This is a genomic window from Coleofasciculus sp. E1-EBD-02 (assembly GCF_040218245.1).
Taxonomy (GTDB): domain Bacteria; phylum Cyanobacteriota; class Cyanobacteriia; order Cyanobacteriales; family Coleofasciculaceae; genus Coleofasciculus.
On the sequence record NZ_JAVJQN010000155.1, the window covers coordinates 44429 to 57209 of the forward strand.

The 12781-nt window shown below is 46.7% G+C and carries 15 protein-coding genes; 10 read left to right on the forward strand and 5 right to left on the reverse strand.

The genetic code is table 11. The features are described from left to right. Positions 1-37: 37 nt before the first annotated feature. The 4 genes from RIC07_RS25300 to RIC07_RS25315 form a co-directional block, all read right to left on the reverse strand. The gene (locus tag RIC07_RS25300; protein ID WP_446396918.1) at positions 38-580 is read right to left on the reverse strand and encodes a nucleotide exchange factor GrpE; all 543 of its coding nucleotides are present in this window, start codon (positions 578-580) and stop codon (positions 38-40) included. A 13-nt stretch (positions 581-593) separates the two neighbouring features. Further along, complete coding sequence (locus RIC07_RS25305; protein ID WP_446396919.1) at positions 594-806, reverse strand: DUF2997 domain-containing protein; 213 nt, start codon at positions 804-806, stop codon at positions 594-596. Between the two features lie 213 nt (positions 807-1019). Next, positions 1020-2309: a nickel pincer cofactor biosynthesis protein LarC gene (gene larC / locus RIC07_RS25310; RefSeq protein WP_446396920.1), complete on the reverse strand. Its 1290-nt coding sequence runs from the start codon at positions 2307-2309 to the stop codon at positions 1020-1022. 305 nt (positions 2310-2614) lie between these two features. Further along, positions 2615-2845, reverse strand: a complete 231-nt coding sequence (locus tag RIC07_RS25315; protein ID WP_446396921.1) for a hypothetical protein — start codon at positions 2843-2845, stop codon at positions 2615-2617. 201 nt (positions 2846-3046) lie between these two features. Between RIC07_RS25315 and RIC07_RS25320 the strand changes: the two genes are divergently transcribed. The 9 genes from RIC07_RS25320 to RIC07_RS25360 all read left to right on the forward strand — a co-directional run bounded on the left by RIC07_RS25320 (position 3047) and on the right by RIC07_RS25360 (position 10149). Next, a complete protein-coding gene (locus RIC07_RS25320) occupies positions 3047-3400 on the forward strand; it encodes an ATP synthase subunit I (protein ID WP_006101893.1) in 354 nt (117 codons plus the stop codon). 194 nt (positions 3401-3594) lie between these two features. Beyond that, a complete protein-coding gene (gene atpB, locus RIC07_RS25325; protein WP_446376840.1) occupies positions 3595-4335 on the forward strand; it encodes a F0F1 ATP synthase subunit A in 741 nt (246 codons plus the stop codon). 147 nt (positions 4336-4482) lie between these two features. Continuing rightward, positions 4483-4728 carry an ATP synthase F0 subunit C gene (gene atpE / locus RIC07_RS25330; RefSeq protein WP_006102085.1) on the forward strand — a complete coding sequence of 82 codons (246 nt, stop codon included), beginning with the start codon at positions 4483-4485 and terminating at the stop codon, positions 4726-4728. A gap of 147 nt (positions 4729-4875) precedes the next feature. Continuing rightward, positions 4876-5367, forward strand: a complete 492-nt coding sequence (locus RIC07_RS25335) for a F0F1 ATP synthase subunit B' (protein ID WP_446396922.1) — start codon at positions 4876-4878, stop codon at positions 5365-5367. Between the two features lie 414 nt (positions 5368-5781). After that, positions 5782-6309: a F0F1 ATP synthase subunit B gene (locus RIC07_RS25340; RefSeq protein ID WP_446396923.1), complete on the forward strand. Its 528-nt coding sequence runs from the start codon at positions 5782-5784 to the stop codon at positions 6307-6309. Positions 6310-6314: 5 nt separating this feature from the next. Then, positions 6315-6872, forward strand: coding sequence for an ATP synthase F1 subunit delta (gene atpH, locus RIC07_RS25345; RefSeq protein ID WP_446376836.1), 558 nt, complete (start codon positions 6315-6317; stop codon positions 6870-6872). Positions 6873-7006: 134 nt separating this feature from the next. Beyond that, positions 7007-8524: a F0F1 ATP synthase subunit alpha gene (atpA, locus tag RIC07_RS25350; protein WP_446396924.1), complete on the forward strand. Its 1518-nt coding sequence runs from the start codon at positions 7007-7009 to the stop codon at positions 8522-8524. Positions 8525-8598: 74 nt separating this feature from the next. Beyond that, on the forward strand, positions 8599-9549 hold the full coding sequence (locus RIC07_RS25355; protein WP_446396925.1) for a F0F1 ATP synthase subunit gamma: 951 nt from the start codon (positions 8599-8601) through the stop codon (positions 9547-9549). A 129-nt stretch (positions 9550-9678) separates the two neighbouring features. Further along, complete coding sequence (locus RIC07_RS25360) at positions 9679-10149, forward strand: DUF29 domain-containing protein (protein WP_446396926.1); 471 nt, start codon at positions 9679-9681, stop codon at positions 10147-10149. A gap of 273 nt (positions 10150-10422) precedes the next feature. On the opposite strand, the gene petJ is transcribed toward RIC07_RS25360, so the two are convergent. After that, positions 10423-10755, reverse strand: coding sequence for a cytochrome c6 PetJ (gene petJ / locus RIC07_RS25365; RefSeq protein WP_446396927.1), 333 nt, complete (start codon positions 10753-10755; stop codon positions 10423-10425). A gap of 547 nt (positions 10756-11302) precedes the next feature. On the opposite strand from petJ, the gene RIC07_RS25370 reads away from it, so the two are divergent. Then, positions 11303-12763 carry a sensor histidine kinase gene (locus tag RIC07_RS25370; protein WP_446396928.1) on the forward strand — a complete coding sequence of 487 codons (1461 nt, stop codon included), beginning with the start codon at positions 11303-11305 and terminating at the stop codon, positions 12761-12763. Positions 12764-12781: the final 18 nt, after the last annotated feature.

The window sequence follows — 12781 nt, forward strand, 5'->3', positions numbered from 1 at the left end:
CCCTGCTTCCCCTGCTCCCCCTGCTTCCCCTGCTTCCCTAATGAGACACTCCCCTAGGTAAGGTGCGACTTACTTTAGCGGGACAAAGTATTCGATCATGATCTCGATAGCCGACAAATCGAATATAAACGAGTTCTCCTTCTGTGATATCGTCAACATCAGGTTGGTGCAGTTGGGAATTATAAGGAACCTGTTCCCAAGGTTGACCAATGGGTTCATATCCCCAATTCTGGATCAGATTCTCTAATGGAGTAAAGAGTGCGACTAAATTTTTAGCGGGTAAATCTGGGCGGGCTTCAATCATCCGGCAAGCGGTGGGATAATTGGTGAGTAGGGGGCGTAGTTGTTCAAAGGTGGTATCTTGGATATCTGTGGATAGTTGCTGCGATCGCGCTTCGAGTTCATAGCGCAGCCGCTGACATTGTGCCTCTAATTCCTCGATTTGACTGGGGTCAGCAACTGCAATTGAGGCAGAATGGTTTTCAGGTCTTTTTTTGGGACTAAAGCGACTAATGAGGAAAGTGGTTAAGACAAACCACAGCAGTAAACCAAGCCCCAAGAGGTTAAGATCATGAGCCATGTTACCGCTCCTCTTAATATTGATTTAGGCTCGTGGTTTGATCTGTAGTTAGGGTTTCGTCACCTTCATAATATTCTGGCAGCAATTCTTGGGTTTCTACCTCTCCGAGATCCGCTTCAATCCCTTTGGTAGTTTCGGTACAACTTGATCCGGTAGCACCGATGACGGTTTCGGTGATTTTGCCATCTTTGCCAATGCGATATTCGATCTGGTGATACTCTGCCATATTTCTTTCCGAACCCAATAATTAACTACAGTTTAAAGGACTGAGACGAAGCAACTAGGGCTGGTTACAGCTTCCCGATCTGGGCGGGTTTAGTCAAGTTATCGGTTTATAGCAAAACGTTATCGGTAAAACCCGCCCCTACACCCCACGCCCGACACCCGACACCCGACACCCGACACCCTACACCCTACACCCCACACTCCACAACCGACATCATGGCAAAGGTGGATTATTAGCACGATACCAGGCATCAAGTGCCAATTGATGCACCTCCCGCCAGGATAAATTATACTCTCGTGCGATCGCGGCACAGTCTTCATATTCAGGTTGAACGTTGGCAATGGCGTTTTGAACGCCTGAGGCGCGACTGGCAACTTTTACCCGCACTTTGCCATACTTCGTCTCGACTCGCTGAATTGCCCGTTGCAAAATCGTGCGTTGCTGGGTAAAGTGGCGAATACCCAGGGTTGTGGTTTCCCTAAATAAAATATCTTCACAAACGGTTAATTTTTCCGGTGGGCAAATCACTGTGAGTAATACCCCAGGACGAGATTTTTTCATGCCAATGGCTTGGGTAAATACATCCAATGCCCCAGCATTAAATAGCACCTCGAATACATACCCAATCACTTGGGGATTTAAGTCATCAATTTGGGTTTCTATCACACAAACGGTTTCTTGGCAAGGGTCATCATTGATGAGATTAGCTGTATCTCTTCCCTGAAGCTGAATGCCAAACTCGGAGGCTTCTCCAATCCAGAGTCGCAGGATATTCGGAATCGCTAACTCACTGCTTCCCGCGCCATGACCCATCTTGTGCAGAATCATCGCCGGAGGAGGTCCAAATTGGGTGGCAAGGGTGACCGCAATGGCTGCACCCGTGGGCGTGACTAATTCGCGATCAATGCCGTTACTATAAATAGGGACTTGCCGAGATTCCCACAATTTTAAAACAGCGGGAACCGGAACAGGCAATCGACCATGGGCGGCTTGTACTGTACCGCCTCCTGTGGGTAAGGGAGAACAGTAGAGTCGGTCAATGCCCAACCAATCCAACCCTAAACAAGTGCCGACAATATCCACTAAGGCATCTGTAGCACCCACTTCATGGAAATGCACGGCTTCGGGTGCCATCCCGTGAACAGCCCCCTCTGCTTCCGCCAAGTTGCGAAAGATTGCCAAACTCCAATCCACGACTTGTGAGGGTAATCCAGCGGTTGTAATTAAGTGTTCAATATCTGCCAGGTGTCGGCTATGCTCATGGTCTGACGGTTCAGCGTGATCATGGTGATGAGCTTGAGTGAGCAAATTTACATGGACTTTAGTGGCTAATTGACCTTGGCGGTGGACTGATTCTGACTTTAACCGATACTCATGGTCAATTCCTAGCCCTTTTAATTTTTCACTTAAATACTCTAACGGCACTCCTGCTGCCACGAGTGCCCCTAAGCACATATCACCAGCAATTCCACTCTGACAGTCTAGGTAGGCGAGTTTTGGCATTACGTTTTGAATCCTGAAGGGTGATTAGCTGTAACCAAAAGGCTGGAAACCTTTACCCATTATTGCCCAAAATTGGGTAGAGATTTGTTCTGAGAGAATGGGTCTGCCAAGAGTATGTATACTTTATTGGTATACCTATCCAGCCAAAAACCACAGCTAGGTAGGTGAGAGAGATAGCCGCCAGTTAGGTGGTGTTAGCCTGTGGACTGGGAAGGTGCCGACACCGCCAGAGTGAAGCAGGAAGTAAGTTCCAGATGTGTCCATAAGTGGACAGATTTGGGTAGATCTTATGTAACGGTCTACATCTATTGTAGGGTGTAGGGAAAGGAGAATGGGGGGGGTGGGGGATTTGGGAGATAGGGAAGATGAGGGAGATGGGGTTGTAGGGGTTTGGTCTCCAAACCCCATTTCTTATGTAGGGGGAGATGGGCAAGGAAAGGACCAATGACCAATGACCAATGACCAATGACCAATGACCAATGACCAATGACCAATGACCAATGACCAATGACCAATGACCAATGACCAATGACCAATGACTAATAACGATTAAAAATGTTTTAAGTAATGTTACTGGTGCGTGGTATGATCGCCTATGGCTAGATGCGATCCAGCCAATTTTGATGGACTAGCGTTTGCTGCTGCCTGTGAACTTGTCAGACAACTCTGTACAACCTAAGCCCACACTGGAGGAAAGTCCGCCAGGGAGTTCTCAGACTTCCCCTGAAAGTTCCTCAATGCAAGAGTACTACCAACTTAAACAAACATTGTTGGCGGTCACTCTGGTAATGACAGGGGTGATTTTTGTCTCTGTCTGGATTTTCTACTCACTCAACATCGCCTTGAATTATTTGATCGGGGCGTGTGTTGGTGTGGTTTACTTGAGAATGTTGGCGAAAGACGTTGAGCGGTTAGGTGTCCAAAAGAGGCGTCCGAGTTCAACTCGGTTAGCTTTATTGATTGGGCTATTAGTCGTTGCCAGTCAATGGCAGAGTTTACGCATTCTGCCCATATTTTTAGGATTTCTGACGTATAAAGCTGCGCTTATCGCTTATATGCTGCAAAGCACCTTGTTGCCTACGTCGAAGTAAGTTCCCCTGGTCAGGGCAGCCAACGCATCCAAACAGTAGGGTAGGCTACACCCGAACTTAACGCCTGTGGACAAAGGAGACAATTCCTTTGGATGAAGCAGGAAACAGACTCAGCAATTGTTCGATGGACAATTGCTAATCCGTTCTGTGTAGTCGTTTCAACCAAAGGATAGAAGATAGCTGGGGAACTCCGGATGGAAATGATAGATGGTTTGGCGTTCTATAATGCTTTCCCCCTTGCTGAATTAGAAGTTGGTCAGCATCTGTACTGGCATATTGGTAATTTGAAGGTTCATGGTCAGGTTTTTATTACCTCCTGGGTCGTGATTGCCATTCTTGTCATTGCCTCGATTGCTGCTACCCGTAACATTCAGCGAGTTCCCAGTGGTCTCCAAAATTTTATGGAGTATGCCCTGGAATTTTTGCGGGATTTAGCCAAAAATCAGATCGGGGAGAAAGAGTACCGTCCCTGGGTGCCGTTTGTGGGGACGTTATTTTTGTTCATTTTTGTGGCAAATTGGTCTGGGGCACTTGTTCCCTGGAAGCTGATTGAGCTACCCGAAGGTGAATTAGCGGCACCAACCAGTGATATTAATACTACAGTGGCGTTTGCGCTGCTGACCTCCTTAGCGTATTTTTACGCGGGTCTGAGCAAGAAGGGCTTGGGGTATTTTGCTGGTTATGCCCAACCAACTCCCATCCTGCTGCCGTTTAAGGTTCTGGAAGATTTTACCAAACCTCTCTCCCTCAGTTTCCGTCTGTTTGGCAACATTTTGGCAGATGAACTGGTGGTGGCAGTATTGGTGCTGTTGGTTCCCCTGTTCGTACCTCTCCCGGTGATGGCATTGGGTTTATTTACCAGTGCGATTCAGGCGCTGATCTTTGCTACCCTAGCAGCGGCTTATATCGGGGAGGCGATGGAAGACCATCACTAGCGATTTTAAGCTAGTGATCAAGATTTGCCACTTCCGTCTGGTGAACAATCAAAGAATTCGGCTGTGTCTAGCGAATTAGTTTAGGGTAAGCGTTTCACGCACGTTTGTTTGTTATTTAGTCAAAAGTCAAAAGCGAGGAAAAATATCATGGACCCATTAATTTCTGCTGCATCTGTTATTGCTGCTGCTTTAGCTGTTGGTTTAGCGGCAATCGGTCCAGGAATCGGTCAAGGTAATGCGGCAGGACAAGCTGTAGAAGGGATTGCCCGTCAGCCTGAAGCTGAAGGAAAAATTCGGGGAACCTTACTACTGAGTTTGGCATTCATGGAAGCGCTGACAATTTACGGTCTGGTGGTTGCTCTCGTCTTATTATTCGCTAACCCCTTCTCGTAACGCTTTATGCCACAAGAGCATTCAGACCCCAACGACTGAGGTCTGGATGCTATTGATCTGGAGAGCTATTGAAATCGAAAACGCTATCCCATCCCAACTGAAAAGCTAACAATTTTGTTTTGTGCGCTGTGGGATTACCAAAACATCATGATACATTGGACAATTTTACTAGCTGTTGAAGCAGCAGAAGAGGCAGCCGAAGGAGGCTTATTTGATTTTGATGCCACCCTACCTCTGATGGCATTGCAATTTTTAATTTTGGTGGCGATATTGAATGCGGTTTTTTATAAGCCACTCAGTAAAGCCATTGATGGACGGGATGACTACATCCGCCAGAACCGATTAGAAGCACGGGAACGTTTAGAAAAAGCTCAGAGTCTGGCGAAACAGTATGAGCAAGAACTAGCAAACACTCGTCGCAAGTCACAAGAGACTATTGCCGCGGCTACAGCTGACGCTCAGAAAATAGCGGCTGAAAAAATGGCTCAAGCTCAAGCGGAAGCCCAAGCACAACGAGAGCAAGCCCAAAAAGAAATTGACCAACAAAAAGCTGAAGCGATGACATCCTTAGAACAAGAAGTGGATTCGCTTTCGCGTCAGATTCTGGAAAAACTTGTAGGACCAGAGTTGGTTAAGTAACGTCGGCTTTATCCGGGTAGCGAAGCAGGGGTTTGCGAGAGGTTAACCGTTCTGAAAAACCTATACAGAACTATGCATATTTAGGCATATCTGTACTCGGAACGTGCAGACTAAGACTCATTGAAGTCTACGTTAGACGGGTCACGACACCTTGATGTGAACGCCAGCATCATGCTCTGTCGAATTCAGTTAAGTAATCAGTGAACAGGTTTATAGCTGTAGTGCTGAATTCATAAAAAGCCCGTTTAACATTGTCGAGGCAAACATTACTTAATTGGTTGACAGAAGATGTCAAATAGTCTTTTGTCTGGGGTGTGATCACAAATAACGCCGGACGAAATTTTTAGCCCGTTTAAACGTTACCCAGCGTTAGCGGTAAAGCCGCATAGCAGTTCTCAATTAAAGCAGGTGTATATGGCTATTATGGGTAGTTTTTCAATTTTAGCTACCGCCGAAGGAGGAGTTGGTCTAAACCTCGATATTTTAGAAACCAATGTGATTAATTTGGTGATTATTATCGGGGTACTGATTTACTTTGGGCGATCATTTTTAGGGAATACCCTATCGGAGCGACGTTCCAGTATTGAAGAATCCATCAGCGATGCAGAAAAGCAGCAAAAAGACGCCGCTGCCTCGTTAGCGGATGCTCAGCAAAAGCTGGCACAAGCGCAAGCGGAAGCCGAAAAGATTCGGGCAAAAGCAGAAGAAAATGCCAACGCCGCTAGAGAATCAGTTTTGGCTGCGTCGGCTAAAGATGTGGAACGGATGAAAGCGTCAGCCGTTCAGGATTTAAACTCAGAACGGGAACGTGCGATCGCACAACTTCGCCAGCAAGTGGTCGCCCTAGCTATGGAGCGTGTCGAGTCGCAACTCAAAAGTCAGTTGGATGACTCAGCACAGCATACCTTAGTTGACCGCAGCATCGAGCGAGTAGGAGCCTGATAATTATGAAAGGAAGTTCATTTAGCGCGGAGGTAGTTGAGCCGTATGCAGAGGCGTTGATGTCTGTGGCTCAAGAACATAACCTCGTGGATAAATTCGGTGAAGACGTTGCAGCTTTGCTCGATACTTTGAAAGAATCAGAGGAATTGGAGCAATTTTTAGGCAATCCGATTGTCAAAGCCGATGACAAAAAAGCCGTCTTAGAACAAATCAGCGGGGATCAAATTCACCCCTACATGGTGAATTTTTTAAAGATTCTCGTAGAGCGGCGGCGCATTCTGTTTCTGAGAGACGTATGTAAGCAGTATCAAGCACTCTTGCGGGAGTTAAAACAGACGGTTTTAGCTGAAGTCGTCTCCGCTGTTGAACTCAATGACGACCAAAAGCAGGCGGTGCGTCAGAAAGTTCTCACCATGACCAATGCCCAAGATGTAGAACTAGATACCCAAGTTGACGCCGATTTACTCGGTGGTGTGATTATTAAAGTGGGGTCTCAAGTTGTTGATGCCAGTCTGCGTGGACAACTGCGTCGTATTGGTGTGAGCTTGAGTCGTTCGACTTAAATGTCAAACGTCATGTTCCAGATGTAGCAGTCTACGTCTGTGATAAGTCATAAGCTAAATTCACAAGGCAAATGACGAATGACCAATGACATAAGACCAATGACAAATGACAAAAAATTAGAGGGATTAGTTGAATGGTAAGCATTAGACCCGACGAAATTAGCAGCATTATTCGTCAGCAAATCGAACAATACGACCAAGAGGTCAAAGTCTCTAACGTTGGTACCGTTCTGCAAGTTGGTGACGGTATTGCCCGGATCTATGGCTTAGATCAGTGCATGGCTGGGGAATTGGTCGAGTTTGAAGATGGGACAGTTGGGATTGCCCTGAACTTAGAAGAAGATAATGTCGGCGCGGTACTCATGGGTGAAGGGCGCGACATCCAGGAAGGGAGTTCTGTCACGGCTACCGGGAAAATCGCTCAGGTTCCCGTGGGTGAAGCACTCATTGGTCGGGTTGTCGATGCCTTAGCACGACCCATTGATGGCAAGGGAGAGATTCAAAGCGGCGAATCTCGTCTAATTGAATCCTCAGCACCGGGTATTATTGCACGGCGTTCCGTGTATGAACCCCTGCAAACCGGAATTACCGCGATTGACGCCATGATTCCCGTGGGACGGGGACAACGGGAGTTAATTATTGGCGATCGCCAAACCGGAAAAACCGCGATCGCAATTGATACAATTCTCAACCAGAAAGAAGAAGACGTTATCTGTGTCTACGTCGCTGTCGGTCAAAAGGCATCTACCGTGTCTCAAGTGGTCAATGCGCTGGAAGAGAGAGGCGCATTAGATTACACCGTGATCGTTGCCGCTAACGCCAGTGATCCTGCCACCCTGCAATATCTGGCACCCTATACCGGAGCCTCTATTGCCGAATACTTTATGTATAACGGCAAAGCGACGCTGGTGATCTACGATGACCTGTCCAAGCAAGCCCAAGCCTATCGCCAGATGTCCTTGCTGCTGCGCCGCCCACCGGGTCGGGAAGCCTATCCTGGGGATGTATTCTATCTCCACTCTCGCTTATTAGAACGGGCAGCTAAATTGAATGACGACTTGGGTGGGGGCAGTATGACCGCGCTGCCAATTATTGAAACCCAAGCCGGTGACGTATCCGCCTATATTCCCACCAACGTGATTTCGATCACTGACGGTCAGATCTTCTTGTCGGCTGACCTATTTAACTCCGGTCTACGTCCGGCGATTAACCCCGGTATTTCCGTATCACGGGTGGGGTCTGCGGCTCAAACCAAAGCCATTAAAAAAGTGGCAGGTAAACTGAAACTGGATTTGGCACAGTTTGATGACCTGCAAGCCTTCGCCCAGTTTGCCTCAGACTTAGACAAAGCCACCCAAGACCAATTGTCACGGGGCGCACGGTTACGGGAACTGCTCAAGCAACCCCAATACTCACCCTTGTCTGTGTATGAGCAAGTCGCCCTCGTCTACGCGGGGATCAATGGCTACTTAGATGACATTGAGGTGGAGAAAGTCACCGCGTTCACTAAGGGACTGCGGGACTACTTGAAAACCAGCAAGCAACAGTTTGGTGAGATTATCAAGGAGAAGAAAGTCCTCACCGAAGACGCCGAAAACCTGCTCAAAGAAGCCCTGGCTGAATACAAGCAGACATTCTTAGTCTCTGCGTAATGCGTTCATCGTTCATGGTTCATCGGTAAGACGCCATGAACCATGGACAATCAACAGTTAACAATAAACAAACTATGCCTAATTTAAAAGCGATTCGCGATCGCATAAAATCCGTCAAAAATACTCAGAAAATTACCGAAGCGATGCGTCTAGTGGCAGCCGCGAAAGTGCGTCGCGCCCAAGAACAGGTGACATCAACTCGTCCCTTTGCTGATCGGTTGGCACAAGTCCTCTACGGGTTGCAGAATCGTCTCCGGTTTGAAGAGGCTGACTTACCCTTGCTCAAACAACGGGACGTCAAGTCGGTGGGCTTACTCGTCGTGTCTGGCGATCGCGGTTTGTGTGGCGGTTACAATAATAACGTGATCCGCCGTGCCGAAAACCGCGCCAAGGAACTCCAGAAAGAAGGCATCGACTACAAATATGTCTTAATCGGGCGCAAAGCCATCCAATACTTTGAGCGCCGGGAGCAGCCGATTGATGCCAAATACACGGGCTTAGAACAAATTCCCACCTCAACCGAAGCCTCAATGATTGCCGATGAATTGCTGTCATTGTTCCTATCGGATACCGTGGATCGGGTTGAATTGGTTTATACCAAGTTTGTCTCCTTAATTAGTTCTCGCCCCGTGGTACAAACCTTGTTGCCTTTAACCGCCCAAGGATTAGAAGCCCAAGATGACGAAATCTTCCGCCTCACCACTCGCGGTGGTAACTTTGAGGTAGAACGGGAAAAAGTGACGACGGAAAACCGTCCTTTACCCCGTGACATGATCTTTGAACAAGATCCGGTACAAATTCTGGATGCCTTACTGCCGTTGTATTTGAACAACCAGTTACTGCGGGCATTACAAGAGTCAGCCGCTAGCGAATTAGCCGCCCGGATGACGGCGATGAACAACGCCAGTGATAATGCCACTGAATTGATTGGCACGCTCAGCCTGTCGTACAACAAAGCGCGACAAGCTTCCATTACTCAAGAAATTCTGGAAGTCGTCGGCGGTGCCAGCGCTCTTGGTGGTTAGCCGTAGGGGAGGTAGGGGCGCAAAGCTTTGCGCCCGCGCCCAGCGCCATAGTTTAATATTTATGTAGAGACGTAGCAGGCTACGTCTCTACCACTAATATCGCCCCTTCCCAATAATTGCCAAAAGCTGATGAAAACATCAACAGAGCAAAATACCTCAACCTTATACAATAAAGATTATCACCTCTGGCTAGAGACAACGATACAACAACTCCGCTCCAGAGAATTTACCCATGTTGATTGGGAAAATTTATTGGATGAATTGGAAAGCATGGGAAAAAATAACAGAAGAGCGGTTAAAAGTCTCTTGACCCGACTTTGGGAACACTTGCTCAAGCTGCGTTACTGGGAATCAGAAAAAGAATACAATAAAAATAAGTGGAAATCCGAAATCACTACATTTCGGCAACAGATTCGAGATGAATTGTCAGATAGTCCCAGCTTAAAACCTTACTTAGTAGAAATTTTCCCTCACACGTATCAGGATGCCAAAAAAGTCATAGCGCGTTTAATGGATAAACCCATACAATTTTTCCCAGAAGCTCCTCCCGCATCGAGTGAAGATGTGTTAAAGGAAGATTGGTTTTTTGAAGACTTGTAGGGGCGCCATTGGTGTAAACTTGAGCGCCCGATTTTGTCACCCCCTTTATTCCTTGGCTGCTATTCCTCACACCCTACACCCCATTCAGCACCCATAAAGGGGGTAGTTAACCAGGATTTGGTATCAGTAGGGGCAGGTTTGACTATGATCATTGATCTTATGTTTCCTGACAACAGATGTGAATAAACCCGCCCTGCTCCCAAGAATTAACCCACCCCAAACAAGAATGTAGAGACGTAGCATGCTACGTCTCTACAGGGTGACGGATCTGAATTACCAGCCCTTTTCAGCTTGCTCTAACACATAAGCCGCAACGTCTTCAATCTCAGAATCCTTTAAGCGTCCAATAAAGGCAGGCATAGCCCCTTTGCCATTTTTGGCTTGGTAGACAATTTTCTCGATGGAGTCCATGCCATACTTCTCCAAGGCATCCTTTTTCAGGGTCTTCTGTGCCATAACAATGTTGTTGCCCCCTATATGGCAAGCAGCACAGTTGGCAGCAAAAATTTTGGCGCCATTTACCGTATCAGCAGCTAGAGCCGGACGGCTGAATGCCAAACCAAACACAGCGACGGCAAGTAAAATGATGGACAGAATTTTCTTCACAGTAGTTCTCCTCTTCTCAAAACAGACAGTAAGTATTATTGCTCAATTATGAATTGCAGCAATGTGGGACAGAATTGACCTAATCCATCAATCCGATGCTATAGGCATGATGCAATAGTGTCTGCCTTTCTACAAATTTTACCAGGATACGCGCCTAATCCAGAGTTTCGTCCCAAAGTCAAATAGCCGAGACACCGGGAAGCTGGGGAAGCTGGGGGAGCTGGGGAAGCTGGGGGAGCCAATGTAGAGACGTGCCATGGCACGTCTGGGAGCCGGGGGAGAAAAAATTAAATTAGAGCTTGAACGATGAATCAGCAATCCGGAACATTGATTAAATTTTAAGGAAAGATTAAGTTTGAAAACGGTTTGTAATAAATCTCATACTATTTGATACAAAACTCAAATATGCTCGATTTTTTTTACGATAAATATCCCCAATTGGTGAAGTAAATCACACCTTACGGATTGGCAAACGCCTAAAATATTATAAACGTGGCGGTTAAGCTGTGAACCTAAATATATTTAGTTAAGTAAAGGGAAAGCTAAAATGACAGCCAAAAAGCTTCATCAGCAAGAGAGTTCCTATAATTATCAAACCAATGGACGGATAAATACAGGATTCAAAGACGCTGTAGGTATAGAGACTTTAGCGAATCTAGGGATTGGGCAGCAAAACTTTGTGAATAGGAATTTGGAGCGAACGCTTAAGGAATTATCCGATTTAGAATTTGCGTTAGATCGAGCCGCAATTGTGGCGCTTACCGATAAACAGGGCGTGATTCACTATGTCAATGATAAATTTTGCGAAATATCACAATATCGTCGAGAAGAGTTAATTGGCAAAACGCATCGCCTGATCAAATCGGGTCATCATCCGCCAGCATTTTTTAAAGAATTCTGGACGACGATCGCATCGGGCAAAGTCTGGAAAGGCGAAATCAAAAATAAAGCTAAAGACGGAACCTATTATTGGGTGGATACTACCGTTGTTCCTTTTTTGGATGAACAGGGAGAAATCTACCAATATTTAGCCATTCGCTTTGATATCACCGAGCGCAAGCAGGTAGAACAAGCCTTGCAACAATCGGAACTGAAGGCACGACAACAAGCCCAACAACTCGAAGAAGCATTGGAGAAGCTTAAACAAACCCAGAGTCAACTGATTCAAAGCGAAAAAATGTCCAGCGTGGGTCAACTACTGGCTGGAATTGCTCACGAAATTAATAATCCGGTCAATTTTATTTACGGCAATCTGGTTCATACTCGCGAGTATGTTAACAGTGTGTTACAGGTTTTGGCGCTTTACCAGAAACATTGTCCCGTGGAAATACCGGAGATTGAAGCCGTTGTCGAAGAAGAGGATATCGAGTTTATTGTTGAAGATTTACCCAAAATGGTGTCGTCTATGCAAATCGGAGCCAACCGCATCCGAGACATTGTGCTGTCGTTGCGGAACTTCTCGCGTCTGGATGAGCAGCAGATGAAGTTTGTTGATATTCATCAAGGGTTAGAGAGTACCTTATTGATTCTGCACAATCGCCTCAAAGCCAAAGCGGAACGCCCGGAAATTCAGGTGATTAAAAATTATGGAGATCTGCCGCCTGTAATGTGTTATGGCAGTCAGCTTAATCAAGTATTTATGAATCTGATTGCCAATGCGATTGATGCCTTAGAAAATCAGCCGGAACCGCGAAAAATCACAATTTCTACAGCCGTACAAAGTGGGGAATATTGGCAGAATCAGGGGATACTTTCAGAGTGCGATCGCGCGTCTCAGACGCCGTGGGCGGTGATTACCATTGCCGATAATGGACCCGGAATGCCAAAAGCGACTCAGGATCACTTATTTGATCCCTTCTTTACCACCAAACCCACGGGGAAAGGGACAGGGTTAGGGTTATCCATCGCCCATAATATCGTCGTGGACAAGCATCAGGGTCAAATCCGCTGTATCTCCCAGGAGGGAAAGGGAACCCAGTTTATCGTGGCGATTCCCTTGGTGCAGTAGGGATGGGGGAGATGGGGA